This is a genomic window from Streptomyces sp. NPDC001889, assembly GCF_053594535.1.
Map to the genome: position 1 here is coordinate 91,143 of NZ_JBSFER010000010.1, position 25,638 is coordinate 116,780.

At 74.4% G+C, this 25,638-nt stretch carries 25 protein-coding genes; 23 read left to right on the plus strand and 2 right to left on the minus strand.

Annotated elements, in window-relative coordinates; translation table 11 throughout:
- The first annotated feature begins 208 nt into the window (after positions 1 to 208).
- Complete coding sequence (locus ACWCRA_RS13310) at positions 209 to 535, plus strand: hypothetical protein (RefSeq protein WP_451067527.1); 327 nt, start codon at positions 209 to 211, stop codon at positions 533 to 535.
- A gap of 32 nt (positions 536 to 567) precedes the next feature.
- Here ACWCRA_RS13310 and ACWCRA_RS13315 read toward each other — a convergent pair whose 3' ends face one another.
- The gene (locus ACWCRA_RS13315) at positions 568 to 1,470 is read right to left on the minus strand and encodes a phosphotransferase family protein (protein ID WP_451067528.1); all 903 of its coding nucleotides are present in this window, start codon (positions 1,468 to 1,470) and stop codon (positions 568 to 570) included.
- A gap of 33 nt (positions 1,471 to 1,503) precedes the next feature.
- On the minus strand, positions 1,504 to 2,895 hold the full coding sequence (locus tag ACWCRA_RS13320; protein WP_451067529.1) for a hypothetical protein: 1,392 nt from the start codon (positions 2,893 to 2,895) through the stop codon (positions 1,504 to 1,506).
- Between the two features lie 295 nt (positions 2,896 to 3,190).
- Between ACWCRA_RS13320 and ACWCRA_RS13325 the strand changes: the two genes are divergently transcribed.
- From ACWCRA_RS13325 to ACWCRA_RS13430, 22 genes are all read left to right on the plus strand, one after another.
- Positions 3,191 to 3,685 carry a hypothetical protein gene (locus ACWCRA_RS13325; RefSeq protein WP_451067530.1) on the plus strand — a complete coding sequence of 165 codons (495 nt, stop codon included), beginning with the start codon at positions 3,191 to 3,193 and terminating at the stop codon, positions 3,683 to 3,685.
- A gap of 167 nt (positions 3,686 to 3,852) precedes the next feature.
- On the plus strand, positions 3,853 to 4,680 hold the full coding sequence (locus ACWCRA_RS13330; RefSeq protein ID WP_451067531.1) for a DUF6302 family protein: 828 nt from the start codon (positions 3,853 to 3,855) through the stop codon (positions 4,678 to 4,680).
- Positions 4,681 to 5,220: 540 nt separating this feature from the next.
- Complete coding sequence (locus ACWCRA_RS13335; RefSeq protein WP_451067532.1) at positions 5,221 to 6,612, plus strand: ATP-binding protein; 1,392 nt, start codon at positions 5,221 to 5,223, stop codon at positions 6,610 to 6,612.
- A gap of 65 nt (positions 6,613 to 6,677) precedes the next feature.
- On the plus strand, positions 6,678 to 7,130 hold the full coding sequence (locus ACWCRA_RS13340) for a roadblock/LC7 domain-containing protein (protein ID WP_451067533.1): 453 nt from the start codon (positions 6,678 to 6,680) through the stop codon (positions 7,128 to 7,130).
- 1 nt (position 7,131) lies between these two features.
- On the plus strand, positions 7,132 to 7,512 hold the full coding sequence (locus ACWCRA_RS13345; protein WP_451067534.1) for a DUF742 domain-containing protein: 381 nt from the start codon (positions 7,132 to 7,134) through the stop codon (positions 7,510 to 7,512).
- A 16-nt stretch (positions 7,513 to 7,528) separates the two neighbouring features.
- Complete coding sequence (locus ACWCRA_RS13350; RefSeq protein ID WP_451067699.1) at positions 7,529 to 8,086, plus strand: GTP-binding protein; 558 nt, start codon at positions 7,529 to 7,531, stop codon at positions 8,084 to 8,086.
- Positions 8,083 to 8,634: a GAF domain-containing protein gene (locus tag ACWCRA_RS13355; protein WP_451067535.1), complete on the plus strand. Its 552-nt coding sequence runs from the start codon at positions 8,083 to 8,085 to the stop codon at positions 8,632 to 8,634. Before ACWCRA_RS13350 ends, ACWCRA_RS13355 begins: the two co-directional genes overlap by 4 nt.
- 45 nt (positions 8,635 to 8,679) lie before the next feature.
- Positions 8,680 to 9,897 (plus strand): acyl-CoA dehydrogenase family protein, encoded by a 1,218-nt coding sequence (locus ACWCRA_RS13360; protein WP_451067536.1) that lies wholly within the window; start codon positions 8,680 to 8,682, stop codon positions 9,895 to 9,897.
- Between the two features lie 27 nt (positions 9,898 to 9,924).
- A complete protein-coding gene (locus ACWCRA_RS13365) occupies positions 9,925 to 10,422 on the plus strand; it encodes a hypothetical protein (protein ID WP_451067537.1) in 498 nt (165 codons plus the stop codon).
- Between the two features lie 35 nt (positions 10,423 to 10,457).
- Positions 10,458 to 10,940 carry a hypothetical protein gene (locus tag ACWCRA_RS13370; protein ID WP_451067538.1) on the plus strand — a complete coding sequence of 161 codons (483 nt, stop codon included), beginning with the start codon at positions 10,458 to 10,460 and terminating at the stop codon, positions 10,938 to 10,940.
- Between the two features lie 44 nt (positions 10,941 to 10,984).
- Positions 10,985 to 11,794, plus strand: a complete 810-nt coding sequence (locus ACWCRA_RS13375) for a hypothetical protein (RefSeq protein WP_451067539.1) — start codon at positions 10,985 to 10,987, stop codon at positions 11,792 to 11,794.
- Positions 11,794 to 12,336, plus strand: a complete 543-nt coding sequence (locus tag ACWCRA_RS13380) for a hypothetical protein (RefSeq protein WP_451067540.1) — start codon at positions 11,794 to 11,796, stop codon at positions 12,334 to 12,336. Before ACWCRA_RS13375 ends, ACWCRA_RS13380 begins: the two co-directional genes overlap by 1 nt.
- Positions 12,337 to 12,371: 35 nt before the next feature.
- The gene (locus ACWCRA_RS13385) at positions 12,372 to 13,160 is read left to right on the plus strand and encodes a hypothetical protein (protein WP_451067541.1); all 789 of its coding nucleotides are present in this window, start codon (positions 12,372 to 12,374) and stop codon (positions 13,158 to 13,160) included.
- Positions 13,157 to 13,864, plus strand: a complete 708-nt coding sequence (locus ACWCRA_RS13390; protein WP_451067542.1) for a hypothetical protein — start codon at positions 13,157 to 13,159, stop codon at positions 13,862 to 13,864. The genes ACWCRA_RS13385 and ACWCRA_RS13390 overlap by 4 nt, the downstream gene beginning before the upstream one ends.
- 82 nt (positions 13,865 to 13,946) lie before the next feature.
- Positions 13,947 to 15,740, plus strand: coding sequence for a glycoside hydrolase family 15 protein (locus tag ACWCRA_RS13395; RefSeq protein WP_451067543.1), 1,794 nt, complete (start codon positions 13,947 to 13,949; stop codon positions 15,738 to 15,740).
- Between the two features lie 129 nt (positions 15,741 to 15,869).
- Positions 15,870 to 16,157 carry a hypothetical protein gene (locus tag ACWCRA_RS13400; RefSeq protein ID WP_451067544.1) on the plus strand — a complete coding sequence of 96 codons (288 nt, stop codon included), beginning with the start codon at positions 15,870 to 15,872 and terminating at the stop codon, positions 16,155 to 16,157.
- 88 nt (positions 16,158 to 16,245) lie between these two features.
- Entirely contained in the window at positions 16,246 to 17,301 is a 1,056-nt protein-coding gene (locus ACWCRA_RS13405) for a hypothetical protein (RefSeq protein ID WP_451067545.1), read from the plus strand.
- A 3-nt stretch (positions 17,302 to 17,304) separates the two neighbouring features.
- Entirely contained in the window at positions 17,305 to 18,234 is a 930-nt protein-coding gene (locus ACWCRA_RS13410; RefSeq protein WP_451067546.1) for an endonuclease/exonuclease/phosphatase family protein, read from the plus strand.
- Positions 18,235 to 18,295: 61 nt separating this feature from the next.
- Positions 18,296 to 21,082 carry an AMP-binding enzyme gene (locus ACWCRA_RS13415; protein ID WP_451067547.1) on the plus strand — a complete coding sequence of 929 codons (2,787 nt, stop codon included), beginning with the start codon at positions 18,296 to 18,298 and terminating at the stop codon, positions 21,080 to 21,082.
- Positions 21,083 to 21,120: 38 nt separating this feature from the next.
- Positions 21,121 to 22,257 (plus strand): GntR family transcriptional regulator, encoded by a 1,137-nt coding sequence (locus ACWCRA_RS13420; RefSeq protein WP_451067548.1) that lies wholly within the window; start codon positions 21,121 to 21,123, stop codon positions 22,255 to 22,257.
- 62 nt (positions 22,258 to 22,319) lie between these two features.
- Positions 22,320 to 23,147, plus strand: coding sequence for a hypothetical protein (locus tag ACWCRA_RS13425; RefSeq protein ID WP_451067549.1), 828 nt, complete (start codon positions 22,320 to 22,322; stop codon positions 23,145 to 23,147).
- Positions 23,144 to 25,417, plus strand: a complete 2,274-nt coding sequence (locus tag ACWCRA_RS13430; protein WP_451067550.1) for an NB-ARC domain-containing protein — start codon at positions 23,144 to 23,146, stop codon at positions 25,415 to 25,417. Before ACWCRA_RS13425 ends, ACWCRA_RS13430 begins: the two co-directional genes overlap by 4 nt.
- Positions 25,418 to 25,638 lie beyond the last annotated feature (221 nt).

Below are 25,638 nucleotides of genomic sequence, written 5' to 3' on the forward strand. Positions count from 1 at the left end.
GACTCGTATGACCTCGCCCACCGTTCTTCTCCCGGTCCCGACGCGCCGGTTACCAACCGCCCCCACGGGCCCGCACACGGTGCGGATCGACGGTCCGCGCGCCCTCTGGCGTCGGATCGCCGCGCCCCCGGGAACGGCTGGACGGAAGCTGCGGCGAGTCCCGCTGCCGGTGCTGTGCGGCCGGGCCCTGGCCGTCACCGGCCGGCTGATGGCCGACGATCAGCCGCTGCCGCGCACCGAGCAGGCACTCGCCGCTGTACGCCGCGACCTCACCGCCCACACCCGAGCCTTGGGCCGAGCACTCAAGCACGAGGCCCGGCTCACGGACGGAGCCCGCCAGGCACATGGCCGGGCTCTGCGTCTGCTGCGGCGTTCCCGGACGGAAACGGACATGCGCGCCCGGGTCACGGTGGTGATGGCGACGGAATCGGTGCAGGAACTCGCGCTTCTGGCGCTCCCCGCACCGGCCGTTCGGCCGGTTCCCGTGCCCGTGACGGTGCCTCTCCGGGCAGGTGCTTCATGCCGACCGCTGTGAGGACCGCAGCGTCTTTCCTGAGGAAGCGCTGCTCAGAGGATGCTCCACAACAGGCTGTCCTCTTCGTCGCGCAGGCCCTTGATCCGGCGCTGGACCTCGGAAAGGGAGCCGGGCGTGTGGGTGGCCTTGCGCGCGTTGGTGGTGATCATGCGCAGCTCTCGGATGTCGCGGAGGACCCGGTACCCGGGCCACGTGCGGATGTCGAGCCCGTACGCGGTGGCGAAGTCGGTCCAGTGGCCGGGGCTGTAGCCGAAGCGGTGGCAATGGATGGCGACCGTGACCAGGTCCCATTCGGGCTGGCCGCAGGCGATGGTGTCCCAGTCGCACAGCACGGTCCGATCGCCGGACGGGTCGTGGAGGGCGTTGCGGTGTTGGGGGTCGCCCTGGAGGATGCCGGGTTCGAGGATGTACTCCACCGTGCGCAGGTCGTGTTCGAGCCGGTCGGCGCGGTCGGTGAGGAAGGCCAGGTCGTCGTTGTCGAGGGCGCGGATCGCGGTGAGGGAGCGGCGGATCGCACGGAGGTTGTCGAGCCGGCGTACGGGGACCGGTGGGGCCGGGAGCCGGTGGAGGGCCGCGAGGGGTGCCGCGAGGTCGGCGGCGGTGACGGGCTCCGGGGGTTGGGGGTAGTAGGTCCAGACGGTGGCGAGGGCGCCGTCGGCGAGGCGGAGCGGTTGTTGTGCGTGGGTGTGGAGGGGCACGGTGGGGAAGTCGTGCTCCTGGAGCCAGCGGACGAGGGCGACGGTGCGCTCGACGGCCGCCGCGGTGGTTCCCTTGCGGGCGATCTTGAGGACGACGGGGCCCATGTGGATGACGGCGTTGGTGTGGCCTCGCAGCAGGTGCGGCGTTTGGCCGTCGAGTCCCAGTTCGGTGCGCGCGGCGGCGATCAGGGCGGTCAGTTCGGCGCTGCTGTAGCCGCCGGGCAGGGGTTCCGTCATGGTCCCCAGGCTGAGGCAGAGGGGACGGTGTTGTCATCCCACGGCGGCGGCGGGGAGTGCGAGGGCGTCTTCGAGTTCCCGGGCGGCCTGCGTGGTTCTCATCCGGGCGGGGATGGCGGTGAGGACGTCGTGGGCGCGGGCGCCGACGAGTTCGGTGCGCTGGGCGGGCGGGAGTTCGAGGTAGGAGGCCGTGGCGAGCCGGCAAGCCTCGGACAGGTGCCGCTGGTGGGCGAGGCAGATGGCCTGCTCGATGTGGAGCAGGGCGGGGTCGATCCCCGGATGGTCGCCGTACAGGGTGAGCGCCCGCGTCTGGACGCGTCCGGCTTCCCGGGTGTCGCCGAGATGGGTGAGTGCGCCGCTGAGGTAGAGCAGGAGACGGCGCTCGGGGAAGGCGAAGGCGTCGGTGGCGTCGGTGGCGTCGGAGTGGTCGAAGGCGTCGCGCGCGCGGTGGATCGCCTCGCGGGCTCGGGTGGTGTCGCCGAGACGGGCGAGGGCGCGGGCTTCCGCTGCCGCGGCGAACGCAACCGTGGGGGTGTCGTGGTGCCGGGCGAGTATCCGGGCCTCGTAGGAGAGCTTGACCGCGCCGGCCAGTGGTCCGTAGTAGTAGGGCAGCATCGCGGCCTGGACGCGGGTGCGGGCGCGGAGATCGGTGGTGGTGGTGTCGTCGGCGGCGGCGCGGGCGGTGGCGTACCACGCGCGGGACTGGCGCAGCCGGCCCAGCTTCATCAGTGCGTCGGCGACCAGCGTGGCGAGGACGGCGGTCAGCTCCGACAGCCGCATCTGCACGATGCCGGGCTGCCGTTCCGCGGCGAGAAGCTGGATCTCGTCGATTTCGGGGAGCATCTGTTCGAGCATGGGCGCGGGTGCGGTCACGAGGTACTGCCTGCGGAGATCGAGCAGGCGCTCCTCCAGCAGGTCGAGCTGGAAGGGGCTGAGGGTGGCGCGGGCGAGGGTGCGGTCCACTCCGTGGCGGGTGCGGTCGAGGAGCTGGTCGAGCGCGTCGGCCGGCTGGGGGATGCCGGCCTCTGGGGCGGAGGGAATGGGTGGGACCGGCTGTCGGCTCACCGCCAGGGACGTGGTGGCGGGGGTGTAGTCGCCGCCGAGGCCGAGCCCTTGGGTGCTGGTCGCGTACAGGCGGCACAGCAGGTCGATGGTCTGTGCGCGGGGACGCCGGTCCGGGCGGGTTTCCCAGATGCGCAGTTGTTCCTGGTCGACGCGGGCGGCCGCAGGCATGTCCCGGGTCATGGCCCGGTAGGCGTCCACGGCCTGCTGGAGCGTCCAGCCCCGAGCGAGGCGGTGGGCTCGCAGGAGGCTCACCCCACAGCAGGCGGCGATGTCGGCGGCCGTCTGTTCCAGGGGGCGGCCCTCGGCCTGGGCGTGGGCGCGCAGTCGTGCGGCGCAGGAGAGCGGGTGCCGGTCGCCCATGTCGTCACCTCCGCGACGGGGTTGTGCGCTGAGTGTAGTGACCCGGATGTGAACGCCCTCCCGGTTTCCGTGACTTGTCAGGGAAACCCGGCTCGTTTCCGTGAGGTCTGGCGGGCTGTGGCCTCGTCCGTGAGAAGTCACGGTTGTTCGTCGCCCCGCTGGTCGGTGAACCTGGCTTCCGCTTCACCGCCGCCCAGGTACGGCCGGGCCGCGGTCTTGGGCCCCGTCGGCCGCTGGGTCGGCTTCGCGGCCTCGTCCCGTTGTCCCTGGTCTCCGTCACAAGGATGTGATCGACATGGTCTGGCCTCCCCGTTCCAGCGACCCGCAGGCTCTCCTGAACGCGTACACGGAGGTCCTGGGGTGGCCGTTGTCCGCGGACGGTGCGCCGGTGACGGGGCAGGACGTCGGCCGGGTATGGCAGCGGTCGCCCCTGGCGAAGTGGACGACGCTGTGCGTCTCGCGGTTCGACGCCGTGGTCGTGGCGGGCGACGTGGGGGCGCAGTTGGCGCTGCTGGTGGAGCGGGACCACCGGCTGGAGGCCGAGGGTGTGGTGCTTCCGTGCCTGATCGCCGGTGCGGAGCGGGTCTTCTTCGTGAGTGCCGGGTCCGGGCGCCTGGCGAAGGGGGAGGGGATCCGGGTCCTTTCGGGGGACCAGCGGGTGACGCTGCCGCCGTCGGACGACCTGCGGTGGGAGACCCCGCCGTGGAGTCGTGGGGCTCCCGAGCCGATCGCGTTGCCGGACGCCCGGGTCCTCACACGGGGGCTGGGCGTGTGCGCGGCCGGCCGGTAGCCCTGCGGCCGGTGCCGTCCGGCCTGCCGCTTCCGTCTCTCCTCGACGCCGTGGGAATCATGATGACGATCTTCGTTGAAAACTCTGCCGTTTGGACGGAGGACGGGCCTGCCCGGTCCGGTCAGCTGTACGGAGGGCCGGGGGGTGTCCGCGCCCCGGGTGGGGTGGTGGTCTCCTTCGGGGCCGCGCAGGCGGCCCCGGGGTACCGGGCCGCGGTGTGGTCGCTGGATGATCCGGCGCTGCTCGCGGCGGCGGTGACGGTGTACTTCGCCGGCGCCGGGGAGGAAGGGGTGCTCGCGGTGCCTGCCGGAGAGACCCGTCTCGGCGGTGCGCTGGCCGCCGGGCCCCGGGAGGTCGGCGAGGCGGTCGCCGCCGCGCTGGAGATGCTGTCGCGTTTCGGGGGCGTCCGGCTGCTGTCGGACGGCCGTGGCGAAACGGTGGTGGTGTGGGGTGCGCGGTGTCCGTCGCGGATCAGCGCGGTGGGCCGGATCCGCTTCTTCGGCTCGGGGGATCTCGACGGTTCCACGGCTCGGGGCCGGAGGCGGTCGGGCGGGCGGGTGAGGCTCGTGGACGCGGTGGTGCTGGACGCTCTCGCGCACGGGACGGACGCCGGGACGCTGGTCGGCTGCCAGCTGGCCGCCTCCGAGGGGGAGGTTCACGAACGGATGGCCTCCTTGGGCCGGGCGCTGACCGGCTGGCCGGGGCTGACGTGGACGGGTCTGGTGCACGAGGCGGTCTGTCGCGGCCTGATCCCGGTGCGGCCCTCCCGGCCGGTGTGGTTGGGCCCGGCGGCGCTTCGTCTGCTGGAGGCGTGGGCGTCGGGCATGCCCGCGGACCGGTACACGGAGCTGAACGGCCCGGTTCCCGCTGTGGCCGGGGACACGGAGCGGGCGGTGCTCGCCGGGCTGGGCGCCCTGTCCGCGCCCCACGCGGTGCTGCGGGCCCACGAGTCCGGCCTGCTGCACCGGCCGGCCGGGGGTGGCCGGGGTCCCTGACGCCCGGCTCGTGAACGGCCGTCCCGGGGCGTGATCGTCCTGGCCCCGTCGGCTTCCCCCGTGGTCACGGGTCCGGGAGCGGGTGCCCTTGGGACGGCCCTGGTCCGGCACGTCCGTCCCGGCTCGCACCTGTGCCGGGCGGTGAGCGGCGTGCCGGACCGGAGGGCTCCGGCCTCCGACGGGACCGGGGTTCCGGCCCGGTGGGACGACCTCCACCGTGCCGGAACCCCGTCCCCCCAGGGCTGGAGCGAGACCGCGGCGCCGAACCGGTGTGCGGTGCCGCACTCTCCCGGCTGTCCGCGGGGACACAGACGCCCCGCGGACGGCCGGTCCCTCCCGCACACCCATCCATCGTCCTGTATCTGATACTTCGTCCATTTTTTGAGGTCTTGGTTCATGATGCCGTCCCTGCCTTTCACCCGCCGCCGGCCGGACCGTCGGCGAGCGGCGGCGCCGCCGGTCCGTGACGTGCGCTGGTGGTGTTCACGGCTGCGGTCCCGATCGCGGGGCGCCGTCCTGGCCGGGGCGGCGGTCCCGTCGGTGTCCTGGGCCGTTCACACGGCCGGGCTCCTGCCCTGGGAGTGGGCCGTGACCGGCGCGCTCGCGGCGGGCGCAGGCGTGCTGGCGCTGAGCCGGAAGAAGGCCGGCGCCGACGCCGCGGTCCTGGACGGGGAGAACGCGGTCACCGGTGCGCGGGAGGCCGAACTGCGACGGAACCTTGAGCACGCCCATGTCTGGCTGGGCCGGTACGTCGCGCAGCTCGCCGCGGGACGTCACCGGGTGGCTGCCGCGCTGGGCCGGCCGGATCCGGCCCCGCAGCCCGCCGGTGATGTGTTCGCCCTGTTCGGCCAGGCGCTGGAGGCCGGGCTGAGCGAGGCGGCCGAGGGCATCGGGCAGGCCCGGCGGCAGGGGGCTCTGCGGCGGGAGGCCGAGGTGGTGGCGAGCGTCGCTCCCCGGATGCACAGCACGGTCACCGGGCTGCTGACGATCCTGGAGCAGCTGGAGAACGCGATCGAGGATCCGGAGCTGCTGCGGCGGACGTTCGAGGCGGAGCAGCACGCGACGCTGGCCCGCCGCTACACGGAGAGCTTGATGGTTCTCGGGGGCCGGCCGTTCGCGCCGGCCCGGGAGCCCGTGCCGCTGGGCACGGTGCTGCGGCAGGCGACGGCGGAGACGCTCCACTACCGGCGCGCCCGGACGACCTGGCCCTTCGACGAGGAGCTGTGGGTCCTCGGCTACGCGGGGCCGGGGATCACCCATCTCCTCGCGGCCGTGATCGACAACGGCTTGCGCTTCAGTCCGAAGGAGACGACGGTCGAGGTGAGGGCCGTGCGGTGTGCCCAGGGTCTGCTGGTCGAGGTGGAGGACCACGGTCTGTCGATGATGGAGCAGGCTCTGGCGACGGAGAACGCCCTGCTCGCGGCCCCGACCGAGGAGATGCTGCTGGAGCGGCTGAGTTCGGGGCGGGTCGGGCTGTCCGTGGTGGCACGGCTGGCCGCCGCGTACGGGGTCACCGTGGGGCTGCGGGCGAAAGCGCAGCCGGAGCAGGGGCTGGTCGCCTCGGTGCTCATTCCCCGCCGTCTGCTCCTCACCGCCGGTCAGATGCCGCCCGGTGTGCGGCAAAGCCGGCCCTCCCCGGCCCCGCGCCCCGCGCCCGCCGCCCCGCCGGCGGCTCCCCCGCCCGCGCCCGCTCCCCTGGCGGCGGCCCCGAGCCCGGCCCTGGCCCTGGCTGTCGCGCCGGGGGACTCGGCGGGGTCGGGTGATCGGCCCCGGCTGCCGCGCCGTTCGCCCGGCGCCGGCGTTCCCGCGCTGCGGCCGGGCGGCGACCACCCCGCCGAAGCGCCGAGCCCCGGTCTCGCGGGCGCGTTCTTCCAAGGCTCACGCCGGGCGGCCGACCGCGCCGCCGCGCCGGCCACGGAGCCTCCGGCCTGACACCGGGCCCTTTCCAGCCGTCCCGTACCGCTCCGATTTCCCCGCTGTGACCCGAGGAGTTCCCGATGTCCCGTCAGACCACCGCCCAGAACTGGAATCTCCACGGCCTGGAGTGGCTTCTGGACGATTTCGCCATCCGGATGCAGCACCATACGCGTGCCGTCCTCGCGTCCCGGGACGGTCTGGCCGGCTCGTCGACCGGGCTGGACGACGCCGCCCGGGACCGGCTCGCCGCCGCGGCGAGCAGCCTGTTCAACCTCGGAGCCACCGCCGTGGACGCGGCCGGGTCCGACCTGGACGAGGACGTGCGGCAGCTCGCCGTCGAGCAGAAGAACTGCCTGCTCTTCATCATGGCCGCCGGGCGGGGCAGCCTGCTGGCGGTGGCGACCGACCCCACCGACGACCCTGCCCACGCCGGCCGGGTCGGCTACGAGATGGGGCTGCTGATCGAACAGGTCGGCGAGCACCTCGCCACCCCGGACCGCGACCGCGCCGTTCCGTCCGCCGAGGGGAGCTGAGATGGCATCCGGGTACGAGTGGGAGGCCAGCACCCGTGTCCCCCGCTACGCCCTGACCGGCGGGCGGACCACCCCCGCGCTCTCCTTACGGCTGGAGTCCCAGGTCCGGGCCCACCGCGAGCACGACGCCGCCGCGCTGCCGCCCGAGCAGCGGCAGCTGGTCGCCCTGTGCCAGGAGGCGGCCAAGTCGGTCATCGAACTCGCGGGGACGCTGCATCTGCCCGTTCCGCTCGTCATGGTCATCATCAGCGATCTGCTCACGAGCGAAGCGCTGGTCATGGTGGTTCCGCGGGCCGGCAACGACGCCCCGCGGGAGGTCATGCTCGACGCCGTCCTGACAGGTCTTCGGCGCAAGTTCGGGGTGAGCCGTGCAGCCTCCTGAATGGCTGGTGAAAGTGATGGTGACCGGCGGGTTCGGGGTGGGGAAGACCACCTTGATCGGAGCGATGAGCGAGATCGTGCCGCTGCGGACCGAGGCACCGATCACCCAGGCGAGCGCCGGAACCGACTCGCTGGACGGCATCGAACACAAGACGACCACCACCGTGGCGCTGGACTTCGGCCGGATCACCTTCAGCGACCCGCCCATGAAGATCTTCTTCTTCGGCACCCCGGGGCAGGACCGGTTCGAACCGGGCTGGAAGGCCATCGCCCGCGGCGCCGTCGGCACGATCGTCGTCGTCGACACCGCGCGACTGGAGGAGTCCTTCACCTCACTGACGTTCGCCGAAGCCCTCGGCTGCCCCTTCGTCGTGGCCGTCAACCAGTTCGAGGGCAACCCTCACCGCTACCCGGCCTCCGAGATCAGCGACGCCCTCGCGCTCGACGCCCGCGTGCCGGTCATCGCGTGCGACGCCCGCGAAGCCGCCTCGATCGCCACCGTCGTGGCAGCCCTCATCACCCATGTCAAAGCCCAGCCCCATCCGCTGCCGCACGCCCGTGGAGCCCTGCTGTGACCCACCTCGCACCCGCTGGACACCACCAGTCGTGGGCCCCTCCCGCCGACCCCGCCGCGGCGGCCCGTGTCCGGCGCCTGACCGAACTCGGTCTCGGCCCCGTTCCCCGGGCCGACTTCGACGAGGCCGCAGCCGCCTTCGGGCGCGCCGTCGGGGCCGCCGGCGCCTTCATCAACCTCCTCGGCGACCGCCAGTTCTTCGCCGGCCTCTACCTCGCCCCGCGCGGCGACCTGCCGCAGATCGACCGGACGATGAACCTCGCCGACGGCTACTGCCCCGCGCTGATCCCCCGCAACGGGAAAGCCCTGGTGCTCACCGACGTTCACGACCACCCCCGCTTCCAGTCCAACCGGGTGGTCGACCAGCTCGGCGCCCGCTCGTACGTCGGCGCCCCGTTCGTCGACCCCGTCACGGGACTGACGCTGGCGACCGTGTGCTTCATCGACGTCGTACCCCGGCCGCAGTCGAGCGAGCAGGACCTGCTGCAGCTGGTCAAGGCCCGCCGCGACGCCCTCGCCACCCAGCTGTTCCCCGCCCTTCCCCGGTAGTCCGGCCCCTGGCCCGGCGCCCACCACATCACCGAGAGGAGAGCGATGTTCGACACGTACGCGGACCTGCGGCGCACGGTCAGAGACTTCGCCGCGACCGAAGTCACGCCCCGCATATCCCGCATGGAGACGAGCGGGGAGATCGAACGCGGCCTGGTCGCCGACCTGGCCCGCCAGGGCTGGATCGGCGTGACCGTCCCCCGCGCCCACGGCGGCATGGGTCTGGGGCACACCGCGAAGACCGTCATCGTCGAGGAGTTCTCCCGGGTCAGCGGCGCGATGGGCGCGGCGGCCCAGGCGTCGATACTCGGCGTGGCCAAGCTCCTTCACTTCGGCACCGCGGAGCAGCAGCGGGAGTGGCTGCCGCAGATCGCCGCCGGGTCGTGTCTGCCGACGATCGCCGTCACCGAGGCGGAGTCCGGCGGCCACGTCCTGGGCATGGAATCGACCGGCCGGCGCAAGGGAAAGTCCTGGGTCCTCAACGGGCGCAAGGTCTTCGTCGGCAACAGCCATCTGGGGCACGTGCACGGCGTGGTGGTCCGCACTGGCAAGGGCTCGCAAGGGCTGTCGGCGTTCCTCGTCGAGCACGACCGCAAAGGGGTCTCCCTCACTCCTCACGAACCCCGGCTTGGCCTGCACGGCTTCTCCTACGGTGAGCTGGTCCTGGACGACGTCCGCGTCCCCGACGGCAACAGGATCGGCGAAGTGGGCCAGGGCGTCGACGTCGCCTACTCCAGTTCGGTGCTGTACGGGCGGCTGAATCTTGCCGCGGTCGCGATCGGTCTCCACCACGCGACCGCCGAGCAGGCCGCCGCCTACGTCGCCGGCAGGCCCCGGATAGCCAGTGAGGGCACCGTCCGGGCCCGGGTCGGGAAGATCGCCGCCTCACTGCGGATCTCCCGGCTCGCCGTCTACTACGCGGCCCACCTGCTCGACCGCGGCGAACCGTGCGACCTGGACCTGATGGCCGCCAAGCAGCAGTGCGTCGCCGCCGCCCAGCGGGCCGCGGCCCTCGGCATGAAGATCCACGCCGCTCACGGACTGCTGACCGGTCTGCCGATGGAGCGCCTGCACCGGGACGCGCAGTGCGTCGAACCTCCGGCCGGCACCGGCGACATCCAGCTCCACCGGATCGCGTCGGCCGCCCTAAGCCCCCAGGACCACCCGCAGTGGTCTGAGCGCTTCGCCCGCCCCGTCCCCGTACCGCCCGCCACCGCACCGGCCCTCCCGCCCGGGCACGAACTGCTCTGCCCGTCCCGCTGACCGGCCGTCTCTCCTCCAGGACTTCGCATGACCGCCTTCACACCCGTCCCGACGACAGCGCCCACCACCGTCCGGAACACCGGAGTCTGCCCGCTCGACGGCGGAACCCGGCCGCAGACCGCACACGAGCTGTACGCGCTGCGCTCGCGGATCAACCGGGCCGCCCTCACAAACCGGCCCGGCAGCCCGCTGCCCGTCGTGCTGTACGTGCTCGCCGCCCCACACGGCAGGCGCTACGGCGGCCCCGGTGGTGATGAGGCGTTCGCCGAGGCCCAGGGATACGCCGACCGTCACCGGCTCCCGGTGCACCGGCGCGTCCTCGACACCACCGGCGACACCGACCCGCGCAGCCGGCCCGGCTGGGCCCGCGCCCTGCAAGCCGTCGCCGACGGGCGTGCCCACGGCATCGTGGCCGCCTCCCGCGCCCACGTCACCGCCATCACCGGCTGGTACACGGACGTCCTGCACTGGTGCACGGACCAGCGGGCCGTCCTGTATCTGGTCCGGTCGGAAACCTCCTGGTGAACCCTTGCCCGCTCTCCAACTCAACGGGAGTCCTGATGGCCTCTTCGCCTCTTCCCTCCTCCGCCGCGCCCTTCACCCCGCTGACCGTGATGGAGGTCAGCGTCCTGGCCAGGATCGCCGTCGGCCTCGACGCCAAAGGCGCCGCCGCCGACCTGGGCGTGAAGCCGGTAACGGCCCACGCGCACATGAGGACCGCGGGCGACAAGCTGTACGCGACGACTGCGGCGACCCGGGTCCACGCCGCCTACGTCACCGGACAGCTGCCCGCCCCCGCTCCGGTGGACGAGCCCGCCGACCTCACCGACGAGGACCGGCGGCTGATCGAGGCGATCGCCGTCCATCCCCTCATGCCCCAGGTCGCCCAGGCGGCCGGGGTGGCCCCGAGCACGATCTCGGGCCGGATCAAGAAGCTCATGGAGCGGTGCGGGGCCAAGACCCATCCGCACCTGGTGCACCTCGGACACGCCTACGGCCTTCTCCGCCCGGCCACCGCTTCCCGCCCGGGGCGCCCGGCCTGACCGGGCCCGGCCCGCAGACGACACGCAGAGTGAAAGGGAGAGGAATGGACCTGTTGTTCCGATCGCGCCGCCCCGGGCGGATGCCCGCGTTCCAGGGCGTGCGCCGGTTCGACGTCCGGGAGGTGGACGAGGCCGGAGCGGAGGTCGCCCGCGCACTGCGGCGCCTGGGTCTGTCCCCCGTCCTGGCGACCGGGTCCGGGACCGTGGTCACCGTCGCGATCCCGGACAGTCTCCCCACCACCCTCCTCGGCGTCCCGGCCGTGCCGCTGAACGGGCACGAGGAGGCCACCATCGGCGCGCTGGAGCAGGCGCTGCTCCAGCGCGGCGTCCGCACCCGGGTCACCGTGATCGACCTGGATCGCCCCGCGCCGCAGATCACCTTCACCACCCCCGCGGACGCCCGTGCTTTCGCGCAGCTCATCGAGCGTGAACTGCCGCCCGCCCAGCGGGCCGCCGAACAGCTCCGCGCGGCCCTGCACCGGGCCGGCGTCACCACCGCCGCGCCGTCCACCGTCCTGGGCGTCGTCACCGTCGGAGCGGTCAGCGCACCCCAGGCCCGCCTGCTGTACCGGCTGCTCGGCGGCCAGGCCGTGGATCTGCCCGACCATCCCCGGCGGCACGGGGAGGATCTCGCCTCCCAGCTCGCCTCCGTTCTGGCGGCCGTGCTCCCCGAAGGGCCCGCGGTCCGGGTGGCCGCAGAGCCGGACGGCGCCGACTGCCCCTGCGCACTGGGCATCATCCTCGGTGAGGTGCTGCCCGTCCGGGCACGGCAGCTCGCCGACGCCGTCGAGGCGGCGACCGCCCGCCTGCTCCTGCCCGCCGTCCTCCCCCGGCCCCGGACGGGGACGCCCTGATGACGCGGCCCCTCAGCCTCCTGCCCGCCGGCAGCTTCACGACCGCCGGCGGGCTCACCCGGACGACCCAGCGCCCCGCCGGTGCCGGCCACCCCGTGCCCGCCACCCGGCCCTCCGCCCGGCTGCGGCCCGGGCCGGTGGAACTCCTGGAGATGCTCGCCGGGGGACGCACGACCACCGAAGCCGTCCACGCCCTGGGTCTGAAGGTCAGCGACCTGAAGGCGCTGCTCACCGCCGCCGGGGTGCGCAACGGCGCCGGGATCCCCGCGGCCCTCCACACCGCCTACACCACCGCTGTCCTGGACCGGCCCGGCCCGCAACCCGCCCCGGCCGGGTTCAGCCCCGGCGAGATCCTCCTGTGGCAGGCAGTCGCCACCCGGTCCGCGCCCGCGGATGTCGCCCGGGCCGCTGGAATCCCCCCGGGGACCGTCCACCGGGCGGTCGGCCGGCTGCGCGTGCGCGCCGGGGCCCGCACCACCGCCGAGCTGATACGCCTCGGCCACACCTTCCGCGTCCTGCCCACCGGGCAAAACCACTCCTGACCATTCCGTACCCGGCCCGACCACCAGGACCCGCCATGCCCCAGACCTCCCGCCCGACGGCGGCGACCGAGACCGGCTCCGCCGCTGTCCGCGCGCTCCATCAGGCCCTGACCGTCCGCCAGCTCAACCCCATCGACCTCACCCCGCCGAACGGGCAGCAGCACACATTGGTGTTCGCGACCTCCACCGGCTACACGATCGCCGGGGTCCCGGTGGACACCCACCGGGCGTTCACCGAACAGGACGCGACGGCCCTCGAAGCAGCGCTGCGGGACCACCGGGTCACGGCCGGCGTCACCCCGACCGAGGGCCTGAGCAGCGGCCCGAAGATCACCCTGCCCACCGCCCAGGACGTGCAAGCGCTCACCGACCTGGTGTGGGAGGAGATGCCCGAGCCCCACCGGGCGGCCCACCGTCTGCGCACGGTCCTGACCGAACTCGGCGAGATCCACCGCTGCCCGATGGACTCCGTCACCCCCCGGGTGAACGGCCTTCGCGTCCGCGTCGGCAACGTCACGGTGCCCCAGGCGTTCCTGCTGCTGAGACTGATGGGCGGGACCAGGCCCGACTACTTCCGCCAGGACCGCTGGCAGCACATCCACGACCTCGCCGGCATGCTGCGCACCCATCTGCGAAGCGTCCCGCCGGGAATCACCGTGACCGGCGACCCGGTGTGCGGCAACTGCCGGGACTCCCGGAAACCCCGCATCAAGATCGAGGACGCACCGCCGGACCGGATCCGCGCGCTCGCCGACCGCCTCCTCAAGGGCTCCCGGCGCACCAAGGCGAAGGCCCCCGACAGGACGCGCCGGAGGGCGAAGTGAACGCCCGGCACCTGCCCGCCCTCGTCTACACCTGCGCCGGCGACGGCCAGGGCCTGCTGGTGTTACCGGTTCTCGTCCAGGAGGCCGCGCGGCGCCGCTACCGGGTCCTGGGCGCGGCAGCCGACAGCGACACACGGCTCCCGCTGGACCGGCGGCCGGGCTGGCGGCATCTGGAGCCGCTGCTCGGCTGCGGGCGGCTCATCGTCGCTGCCGCCTCGGAGCTCGGCCCCAACGCGACACAGTGCCGCCGGGTGCTGCGGATGCTCGCGTCCCGGTCGGTCGTGGTGGAAGAAGCCGGCCTGCCGGCGGAGGCCCGGCCCGCTTCTGCGGAGCCCCGGGCCGGGGACGGTGGGCCGCTGTGTCACCTCGTCTTCCCCGCTGATGCGGTTCATCTGCCGTCGGTGGCCGGGGTGACCCGCGGTTTCCTTCTCTGGGGCGCCCGGAGCCGGGCGCATGGGCTGGTGGAGGCCGTGGCGGCGTCGGTCGCCCAGGCCATCGACCACCGGCAGTCCCCCAACGGGCTGGTCACCGTGGGCCTCACGGCCCGGCCGGGGCTGATCCACGCGGATGTCACCGGCTGCTTCTCCCGCCCTCTGGCCGTGCCCGCCGTCACCAGACCCGCGCAGGCCCTGCGATGGCACTACGAACTCGGTCCCGGCCGCACCCGCACCACTCGGATGCAGTTCCCCGTCCAGCGCCGCTGACCCGCCCTGAACCGCCCGGCCAGCCCGGCGGGCGCCCCTGTTCCGTTCCAGCTGTCCAGCTACCCGCGAGGAATCCCTTCCCATGTCACGCATCGAGGACCACGCCCTGATCGGCGACCTCCAGACCGCCGCCCTGGTGGACCGGCACGGCACCGTCGACTGGCTGTGCCTGCCCCGCTTCGACTCGCCCTCCGTCCTCACCGGGCTCCTGGGCGCCGACGACCACGGAACCTGGCGCCTGGCCCCGGCCGGGGCGTCGGGCCCCGCCACCCGATGGCACTACCGCCGGGACACCCTGGTCCTGGAATCCGAGTGGGGCACCCCCCACGGCACCGCCCGCGTCATCGACTTCATGCCCCCGCGCCACGGCGCCGCCCCTCAGCTGATCCGCATCGTCGAGGGCGTCTCGGGCTGGGTGCCGATGTCCTCCACGCTCACGCTCCGCCCCTACTACGGGCAGACCATCCCGCACATATCCGCCCTGCCGGAGGGGCGGCACTCCATCGCCGTCGAGCCCGCGACCCTGTGGTTCGACTCCGAGCCCGTCGCCGTCGAGGACGAAGAGGGCCGGATCATCTCGGACTTCACCATCCGGGCCGGGCAACGGCTGGCCCTCACCCTGACCTGGACCCCCGGCGGGGAGCCCCCGCCGCTGCCCCAGCCCGAGCGGGCCCTGCCGATCACCGAGGCGTTCTGGCGCGACTGGATCACCCAGTCCACCTACCAGGGCCCGCACCGCGACGCGGTGATCCGGTCCCTGATCACCCTCAAGGCCCTCACGTACGCGCCCACCGGCGCGATCGTCGCCGCCCCGACCACATCCCTCCCGGAGGAGATCGGCGGCGCCCGGAACTGGGACTACCGCTACTGCTGGCTGCGGGACTCCGCCATCGCCCTGACCGCGCTCGGCCGGGCCGGCTTCCACGAGGAGACCCGGGCCTGGACCAGGTGGCTGCTGCGCACCGCCGGAGCGGACCTCGACGGCCTCCAGATCATGTACGGCGTCGGCGGAGAACGGGAGCTGCCCGAGAAGGTGCTCGACCATCTGCCCGGCTACGAATCCTCGGCCCCCGTGCGGATCGGGAACGGCGCGGTCCACCAGCTCCAGATCGACGTGTACGGGGAGGTCGCCGACCTCCTGCACCAGGCCCGCGCGTGGGGGCTGGAGCCGGACGAGGACCTGATCTCCCTTCAGCTCCAGCTCGCGCAGCAGGCGGCGCTGCACTGGCAGGAGCCCGACGAGGGAATCTGGGAGGTCCGCGGCGAGCGCCGCCACTTCGTCCACTCCAAGATCATGGCCTGGGTCGCTGTGGACCGTGCCGTGCACCTGATCGAGTTCGGGACGGCGGACGGGCCGGTGGAGGAGTGGCGGACCCTGCGCGAGGAGATCCACCGCGAGGTGTGCGAGAAGGGCTACGACCCCGAGCGCAACACCTTCACCCAGTCCTACGGGTCGCCGGAGCTGGACGCCTCCGTCCTGCTCATCGCCCAGACGGGTTTCCTGCCGGCGGACGACAAGCGGGTCATCGGAACCGTCGAGGCGATCCAGAGGGAGCTGTCCACCGGTGACGGGCTCCTGCTGCGCTACCGCACCGCGGGCGCGGACGCCGCGGTGGACGGGCTCGCCGGTGACGAAGGCGCTTTCCTCCTGTGCTCGTTCTGGCTCGTCGAGGCCCTCGTGCTCATCGGCCGCCGCGACGAGGCCGAGACGCTGTTCGGCCGGCTCCTCACGCTGAGCAGCGCCCTCGGTCTCCTGGCCGAGGAATGGGACCCCCGTCTGAAGCGCCAGGTCGGGAACTTTCCGCAGGCGTTCTCGGCCGCCGGGCTGGTCATGGGCGCACGCGCCCTGGAGCGGTCCGGACCGGAGACGCCGTGACGGGCCGAGCCGCCCAAGGAGCCCTCGGAACCTGGCCGCCGGGCGCCCGCGCCGCCTCGCGCCCCACCGCACCGGCGGGACGCGCCTTGGGGCACCGGCCCGGCCCCGGACCGGGAGACCGCCGAACCCATGAGCCGACCACTGCTGTCCCGGATCACGAGCCGTCCCCTGCGCCGGCTCGTGAGCACCGCGGTGGAGCAGGGCTTCACCCTCACGAAGTCCCGCTCCCACAGCTTCCGACTCACCTGCCCGCGCTGCTCCGGCTGGACGTCGTTCTCTCCCTACCTGCGCGAGGACGACCGCCGGGCACACCTGAACCTCCGGTCGAGACTGCGCGGCCACGGGCTGCCGGACGACGGCAGCTCCGGCCCTTCTGCTCCCTGCCCGCCGCCCCCCGGCACCCCGGCGCCCGCGTAGTGCGCGACCGCATCGCCGCCCCCCTCCGGCGGCCCGGCGGCGAGCACCAGGACCGTGGGCCGGTTCCGGGGCCGGGCGGTGATGCCCCGTGACCGGCTCAGTGATCCCCCTGACCGGCGGGCGGCCGCCCAGGCCGCCCGCGCGCCTCGTCCTCGACGCGTGGCTGCGCCACGACCGAAGGCAGGGACGGAGCGCACCGGACCAGGAGACCGCCCGTCACCTGGCCGCGCACAAGGGCCCGGTCTTCACCGACCAGTTCGACGGCGCGGCCGGGCGGCTGACGGCCGTCGAAGCCCGAGCCGTTCATGTGGGCGCCTACGCGCTCGGGCCGATATGGCCCTCCCAGTGGGGCGGTGAGCCTTCCGCTCCCCGGCCCCAGCACAGCGCTCCGCGTCCCTGGCCGCGGAGCCCGATGACGCTGGTGCTCCTGGACAGCCTGCTCGCCCGGATCCCGGACTGCCCGCAGTCGGCGGCCCGCCGCCTCGACTCGCTGGCCGACCGCGCCGATGCCACCGGGCTGCTGGACGTGCGGGTCCTGTCCCAGCACGCACCCGAGGGGTGGGCACTGGCCGGAGGCGTCGGTGCGCTGTGCTCCCGGATCGCGCTGCTGGACGGGCGGACCCTCTACGTGCGGGAGAACTACGTACCCACCTACTGGTCATCGGCCGACGGGAGGGACCGGGCGATGGACGCGGTCCTCGACACCGCGGTCGCCGGAACGGACGCCATCGCCGCGCTGCGGCACGCCGCCGCCCAGCACCGCACCAGCCGGTGCCCCAACGATGCCGGGCCGGGCTGCTCGTGCCCCTCCGGCAGCGAACCGGTTATCCAGGGCCGCGCGGTGACGGTGGTGGTCCGCCACCGCGACCGGGTCGTCCTCGTCCCCGGCGGCGGCGGGCGTCGCGCTCTGCCGACCACGACGATCGGGGAACGGGAGAGCGCGGAGCGCGCCGCGCTGCGCGCCGTCGAGCCCCACACCCGTCACGCCGTGGTCACCGGCCACTGGGCCGCTGAGCCCGGCCGGCCGCTGCACGTGCTGTGCACGGTGCCCGACCCCGCGCTGCTGCTGCCCGGAACGGGCGCCGTCTGGGCCGATGCCCGTGACCAGGCCGGACTGCCCGCCGTCCTCCAGAACCAGGAGTGAAGCATGACGACGACATCACCCCAAGATGGCGCGACCACCGTCGGCGGCTCGGACGACGAGGACGGCCCCGAGGCCGTGATCATCGGATGGAACCTCCTCACGGGCGGGATCGACGGGGCCGACGAGACCCGGCGGCTGCGTCAGCTGGAGCGGATCGCCGCATGGTCCCCGGATCTGCTGTGGATCACCGAGGCCACCGGCTGGCACCGGGGCGCGGGCCGCCGGTTCACCGAACTCGCCGCCGCGACCGGCATGGTCCACCTGACCCCCGTCACCTCCCGCGTGGGCGACGGCTACAACCACTCCGTCCTCTATGTCCGGCCCGGCCGCGTCCAGGTGGACGACCGCAGCGGCCTCCTCGCCGACGGAGCCTTCCACCACGGCTGCCTGCGGACGGTACTGACGATCGACGGGGTGCCGCTCACCTTCTTCGGCACCCACCTCTCCCACACCGGCGGCGCGGCCCGTCTCGCCGAGGCCCGGCATCTCGCCGACTACGGCGCCGCATTCGGCGACTGGCCGGAGAACCGGCTGCTGGTCGGCGACCTGAACAGCCCCGACGGCCCGGACGAAGAGCCGGGGTCCTGGAGCGACATCCCGCAAAACCTCCTCCACCGGTACTGCAAGATCGACGAGGACGGGAACATCCTCGGCTACGACCGGGACGCCCGTGACCTCCTGCTCAGCGCCGGATGGCGCGATCCGCAGGAGGAAGTGGCCGAGCTCCGGGAGCCGACGACCGGCTACTGGTACGCGAACGAGCAGGTGCCGATGCGCATTGACCAGAGCCTCGTCACCGGCGACCGGATCGAGGTCGTGGACTACCGCACCCTCACCGACGACGAGCTGGACACCTTGTCCGACCACCGTCCGTCCAAGCTCGTCATCCGCTTCACCCCGCCGCGCGCCGACGCCGTCGCCCTGACGGCATGACCCCGCCCGCGGGCAGCGCCCCCTTCCCCTCTCCCGCACCCCCGCAAGCACAGGAACCCGCGTGAACTCCTTCGCAGCGCACCGTCCCGGCCCCGCCCGCACGGCCCCGGCCCCGGGGCCGCACGGTGCCGGACCGGATCTGGCCGCGATCGTCCTCGGCCACGGCCGCCGCCAGGGCACGACCCGTGCCCTGGTCGGCGGCGAACGGCCGCCCGTCCCGTGGGCGGTGGCCGCGGCCACGGTCCAGCGGATCGCGCAACTGCTGCGCGCGGCCGGGATCGGCGACGGGCACACCGTCGCGGTGGCCGCCGACGGTCCGGAGCATCTGCTCGCCCTGCTCGGGACGCTGGCCGCCGGCGCCGCCCCGGTCACCGCCGGCCCGGAGATCCTCACCGGGGGCTGGCCCGCGCACCTCGCCGGCCTCGCCCCGGCCGCCGTGGTCGCCGACCTCCCCGCCGGCCTCGAAGGGCCTCCCGTGCTGGGAGGGGTGCGGATGTGGCTGTCCACCGCCACGGACGCACCCGGGTGGGCCACCTCCTGGCCCACCCCGGACCGGAACCCGTCCAGCGGGCAGGAGCTCCGGGCGCGGGCCACCGGGGTGCTCTACCGCGTCAGCCGCGGACGCGGCGGCCCGCCCACCGTCTACCGGTGGTCCCGCACGGAGTTCACCCGGGTGCTGCTGGCACGCTCGCCCTGGGCCGCCCGCGCACGCTCACAAGGGCCGGTGCGGCTGCTGCACACCAGCGGCCTGCGCACGGTGTGGGGGCAGGCCCGCGCGCTGGAGGTGATCGCGGCCGGCGGCACCCTCTTCTTCCCACCCCAGGGGGAGACGACGGCAGGCGGGCTGTGGGAGCGGGCCGCCCGGGCAGGGGCGAACGCCGTCGAGATCACCGGCGACCGGGCCACGGGCCTGGCCGCGGCGCTCGCCGACCGCGGCCCCCGGGGACTGTCCGCCCTGGAGACGGTGATCACGTCCGGGGCCCTGTGCCCGGCCCGGGCCAAGGACCGCCTCCTCGCCACGCTGCCCGGCCTGACGGTGGTGGACCGGTACGAGAGCGCCGAGCACCACCTGCTCGCCGCATCCCACGCCACCGCCGTATCGGTCCCGCCGAGCGGGTACTTCACCCCCGCCCGCAACGCCGTCGTCCTCACCAGCGACGACCGGCCCGCCATCCTCGCCGAGCACGGCACCCTCGCCCACGCCCGGCCCCACGCCCAGGGCACCGGAAAGGACGGCCCCCTCCCCCGCGCCCGGGTACGCCCCGGGCCCGGCGGCATCCCGGTGCTGCTCAGCGACCCGGCGCGCCTGGACGCCGCCGGCCGGGTGCTCCTCGCCCTGCCTCAACCGGCCGGCCACGCCCTGCTCGACGGAGCCGGCCTCGCGTCCGGCGAACAAATCGCCGCGATCCTGCTGTCCCACCCGCACGTCGCCGAGACCGCGGTCGTGACCGTGGAGCACCCGGCCCGGGGCCCGCTGCCCGGCGCCCTCGTCGTCCTCCACCCCGGCACGGACACGGCGCGGCATTTTCAGCAGGTCGCCGCGCATGCCCGCACCCATCTGCCCGCCCGCCTCCACCCGTACGCGATGGTCCCCGTCACCGCTCTGCCCCTCCACGGCGACGGCCGCCTCAACCTCACCCGCGCCCGCGACCTGGTGTCCCACGCCGCCCGGCCCGACACCGACATACCGCCACCCGCACCGCGTGCCCCCGACGGCCGGTGGGACGACCTGGTCCTCCTCGCCCACGACGAGCAGGAACTCCTCCTCCAGGCCCTCATGGTGCTGCTCGCCGCCCCCGATGTGACCAGGGAACTGAACCGCTACCTCAACTACCCCCGCAGGCCGCAGCCCCTGGGCGGCCTGACCCGGGCCGACGCGCACTTCCTGCGCCCCTACACGCACGTCCTGGACCAGTACGTCGGCCATCTCAAAGAAGCGACCGGCGCGGTCCTCGACGCGGTCGGCCGTGACGGCTGGCCGGACGCGACCCGGCACGGGCCGCGCGCCACCAACGCCGCCTGGCTGCTCCTCCAGCACGCCGACGCCCGCAACCAGGACCGCGCCGCCGTCCTGCCCGCCGTCGCGCACGCCGTCGCCAAGGGCCGGACCGACCCGCGTCATCTCGCCCTTCTCACCGACCGCACCCGCGTCCAGAACGGCGAACCCCAGCAGTACGGCACGCTCGCCCTGCGCGGCCCCCGCGGAAAGCTCCGCCTCCTCTATCCCCTCGCCGACCGGGACGACGCCGACCGGCGCCGCACCGCGATCGGGCTGCCGCCGCTGGCCCACGACCTACAGCCAGGTCACGGCCCGCTCCTGCCCGCCGGCCCCGGCTGGGCGACCGAAGGACCCCACGGGCGGCCCGTCCTCCCGCCCGACCCGGACACCCGCCCCCGCCCCGGGCCGTGGCACGCCGACACCGTCGTCCGTCCCCCCGTTCCCCACGGCGCGGCCCCCGTCCACCTCTCCGCCGCCCCCCGGCACCAGAGCCGCCTCGCCCGCCATGTCCGGCGGCTGCCCGCCCCCCTGTACTCCACCGCGACCTGGCTGGAGCACACCCCCGCCACCAGCGCGGTCGGTCAGTTCGACGCCGGTCCGGCCGCCGCGCAGGCCCTGGTCCGGCTCCGCCAGGGCGACATCCGCCGCTCCCGCCTCCTGATCACCGTCCACGACCCCGCCGACCCGGACCTGACCACCATCGAGACCGCCACCGCGCTCGCCCTGGGAATACCCGTCGTCCTCACCGGCGCCCCCGCCTCCTTCCCCCTCCTCTCCCACTCCGGCGTCACTGCGGTGCCCACCCTCGACGAGGCCCTCGACGTCGCCCGCACCTGGGCCCAGCCGTAACCACCCGACCCCGCGCCCACTGCTGGAAGGACCCGCGCGTGACCACCGCCACCGAACCCCCCGGCGACCCCGGCGCCGTCCTGCGGCGCCTGGCCCACCTGGGCGGGCGGCGCCCCGCCGCCTCACCCGCGGCCGCCGCCCGGGAGCTGGACCTGCTGCGCCAGCTCACCCACGACTGGCTCCCCACCGCTCGCGACCGCCGGGCCGACGCGGCCGGATCACCGTCCGATTCGGCCCGCTGGGACGCCCTCCTCGCCGCCGCCCAGGTGCGCACGGACACCCGGGAGCAGCCCCTTACCCGTCTCCTCGTCCATCTGTCCGGCCTGCGCGAACTCCTGCGCGCGATCCTGGACTCCACGCCTCCGCACACCCCCGTCGCCGTCCTTGCCGCCCAGGTGCGCACCGACATCCGCACAGGGGTCCACCCGCCCGGCGCCCCGCTCCCGCTCGCGGATCTGGCCGAGGTGCTCGGGGTGAAGACCGACCGCGTCCGGCTCGCCATCACCGACCTCCTCGCCGAAGGCACCGTCGTCCGCAGCCGCGGCGGCTACCGGGTGCCCGACCCGGCATCCATCACCCGCGACCTTCCCCAGCAGATCGCCGCTCTCCTGCGCGATCAGATCACCGCCGGCGTCTACACGCCCGGCACCGCCCTCCCCCGGCCCCTGACCCTGGCCGGAACCCTGGCAGTCGGCCCCCGGTCCCTCCCCGCCGCCCTGCGGATCCTCACCGCCGACGGCCTCCTCGCCGGCGACCGGCGCCCCCATGTCTCCCCCCGCCTCCCGGCCCCGCCCGAGCCCGTACCCATCCCCGTCTCTCCCGGCAGCGAGATCGCAGACCCCGATCCCGGCCTCGCCGAAATCGTCGGCACGGCCCGGACATGGTGGCGGAACCGGCAGTACCCCGACCCCGGCGACCTGAACCAGTGCCTTACCCGGCTCCAGGCAGCCGCCGCGCAACTGCTCCACCGGACACCCCCCGACCAAGACGGTCGCCGCGACCGGCGCCAAGAGGGCGACCCAGCCCTGCACCGCCGCGCCGCCTACCTTCTGTCCGCCGCCCCGCCCGTGCGGGCGGACCTGCGGACCTGGCACACCGCCTGCCTCGCCGTCGCCGTCGCCGGCCTCCTCAACCTCCCGGGAGCCGCGCCGCCGCACCGGCCCGCACCCCGATGACCAACCGACCGGACCTCGCGCGGCACAAGCCGCCCAACACATCACCTCCAGGAGAGACATCCGTGCCCCAGATCATCGTCCGGCTCCGGGCCGGCCGTGCCCACCGCGCGCTCGGCGAGCAGCTGCGCGCCGTCGTCGAGGCGGCCGTCCCCGTCGTCGAAGCCGTCACCCGGCTCCCGCTCCCCGACCCCGTCGTCGTCCGCGCGCTCACTCCCCGCCGCTGGCACTTCGACGAATGGAGGTCCGCAAGGAACCACCTGGGCCGGGAGATCACGGAACTCGGCTACCGGGAGACCGGCCCGTACCTGAACGCGGCGAAAGCCCGGATGCTCGCCGCCGGCGCCGCGCACCGGAAGGTCTGGGTCGCGGTGGGCGGCCAGTCGGTGGAGTACAAGGCCGGACGGCCGGAGGTGGTCCTCGCGCCCGAGCAGCACCGGCACGCCGGCCGGTACGGCGACCTGCCCGTCCTCCACAAGATCATCGGCCATGAGCTGGTGCACCTCGCCCAGCACGCGGCCAGCCGGGGCGAGACGTGGAAGCTCCAGTCCACGCGCTTCCCGGAACTGCGCGGTACGACCGGCCGTGCCTACCACTGGCTGGTCGAGGGGCACGCCTACTGGATGGACCAGCTCATCACCACCAAGATGCTCGGCGGCCCGGTGCGCACCGATACGGTCAGCGAGCAGGCGTCCCCGCTGTACCGCTCGGTGGTCACGGACGCCGTGCACCAGGAGCAGCTCCGCTATCTGGACCAGGCGGCCGGGGCGGTGGAGTCCGCGGTCGGACACCTCGGCCTGGACGTGTTCAACCAGGTCTGGACACGGCCGGACCTCGTCCCGCTGGACGAGGAGACCGAGACGCCCAAGCTGTGGTGGGAGCGCTGGACATGAGCACCGCCCAGGCCGCCGGGACGCCGGACGGACCTCCGGTTCCGCCCCCGGCCCGGCCGCTCGCCCCGGGATGCCGGGGACCGGCAGCACCGTCGTACCCGAAGGGCGCCGACGGCGTGCCCTTCGGCACGCGGACCGGCAACCTGATGGACGGGGTCACCGTCCACGGCAACGCCGTGCAGGCCGGGTACATCGCCGGGGACGTCCACCTCCACCCGGCCGCCCCCGCCCGCCCGCCGGTCCCCCATCAGATTCCGCCGGTCCCCGGCTCGTTCACAGGCCGCGCCGAGGACCTGCGGGAGCTGACGGCGTGGACACGCCGGCCGGGCCCGGCCGTGCGGACCGTGGTGCTCCACGGCGCTCCCGGAGCTGGCAAGACGGCGCTGGCCGCCCGCCTGCTCGGCCATCTGCACGCGGAGTTCCCCGGCGGCCGGCTCCACGCAGACCTCCAGGGGCCCGGCGGGCAGCCCGCCGGCACCGGCGAGATCCTCGGCCGGCTGCTGCGCTCGCTCCGTACCGGCCCCCTGCCCTCCAGCACCCGGGAACGGGCGGGCTGGTGGCGGTCGGTGACCGCCGAACGCGCGGTGGCCGTGCTCCTCGACCACGCCCACGACGAAGGCCAGGTCCGCGCGCTGCTGCCCGGGGGGCGCGGCCATCTCGTCGTGGTCACCAGCCGGAAGATGCTCGCCGATCTGGTCCGCGACGGCACCCGGCTGCACCACGTGGGCCCCCTCACGCCCAGCGACGCCCACGTCTGCCTGACCCGCATGGTCGGGCCGGACCGGATCGGTGGTGAACCCGGCGCCGCCCGGACGATCGTGGACCTGTCCGCCGGGCTCCCGCTCGCCCTCGGCCTGGCGGCCGCCGCTCTCGTCGCGCGGCCCGACCGGACGGTCGCCGAGACCGCCGACGCCCTCGTCCACACCGCGCCCGGCCCCGCCGACGACCGATTCGGAACCGCCGTGACCACAGCCCTCGACCACGCCCACCAGGCCCTGCCCGGTCCGACCGCCCGCGTCTACCGTCTGCTGGGCACCCTGTTCACCGCCGACGCCGACCCTGCCCTGACCGCCGCCGCCTGTTCCCTCACCGAAGACGAGGCCCGGCGGCACCTCGCCGTGCTGGCCGCCGCCGGACTCCTCCAGGAAGCAGGGGACGACCCCGCCCGCGGCACGGTGTACGTCTTCCACAACGCCTCCCGCGCCCACGCCCTCCAGCACGCCCGCGCCGACGGCGCCGAGAGCGAGCGCCAGGAGCCGGTACGGCGCGCACTGGACTGGATGCTCTGCACCATGACCGCTGCCGAGCGGCTCCTCACCCCGACCCACCGGCGCCTGTCCCGCACCTACGCCTACCCGCCCGGGGCGCCCGCGCCCTTCACCACCGAGGAGGGGGCCGCGGCCTGGCTCACCGCGTACCGGGACAGCTTCCTGCCCGCCGTCCGTACCGCCCACGCCCTGGGCCTGCACGCGACCTGCTGGCAGATCACCCACGCCCTGTGGCCTTTCCTCCGGACGGCCCACGACTACGGCATCTGGTTCGAGACGCACGAACTCGGCCTGGCCGCGGCCCGCGCCTGCGACGACGAGCAGGCCGGGCGCGAGCTCCTCAACGCCTTCGGGATCGGGCTGCGGGGCGACGGCCGGCACACGGCCGCGATCGAGCGATTCCGGGAGGTTCTGCACCTCGCCCGCGCCGACGGCGACGAGCGCGGCGAGGCACAGGCCCTGCACGACATCGGGGCCACCCAACTCGCGGCCGACGAACCCGTCGCCGCCAAGGGCCCGCTGGAGCAGGCCAAGGAACTGCGCGCCGCGCTCGCCCAGGCCGCCGAGGAAGCCGGAGACGAACCGGAGCTGCTGGCCCACCGCCGGTCGGCGGCGCTCACCGACACCGCACTCGGCCAGGTCGCCCTCGACGAGGACGACGGACGCACAGCGATCGAGCGGCTGTCCTGCGCCCGTACGGTCCTGGCCGGGATCGGCGACCGGGTGGACGCGGGCCGGGCGCTGGCCTGGCTGGGCCGGGCGTACGCCCTCACCGGAGACGACCACGCCGCCGTCGACGCGGGCCGACAGGCGGCCCGGGAGTTCACCGAACTCGGGGTGCCCCGCTGGCGCGCCCGGAGCCTCGAACTCCTCGGCCTCACCCACCGGGACGCGGCCCGCCCCGCTGAGGCACACGCTCTGCTCGACCAGGCGCTCACCCTCTACACACAGCTCAGCGTCCGCGACGCCCGGCGCGTCGCCGCCCTGCTGGAGCACCTGTGAACCCCCTTCTCCGCACCGGGACCACGAGGACGACGGTCCGGGGCACGCCGCCGCCCGGCACCCACTCCGGAAAACGAACTCGCGTTCACGACATGACCCGGCCCGGGCCGTGCCGCCGGAGCCCCCGGTCCGGTTAATAGAGCACCAGTGCCCCTCCCCGACTTCCGTTCCGGAGGCCCCGTGCCCGTCCCCGACCCGCAGGAGCCGATCCGCCAACCGAC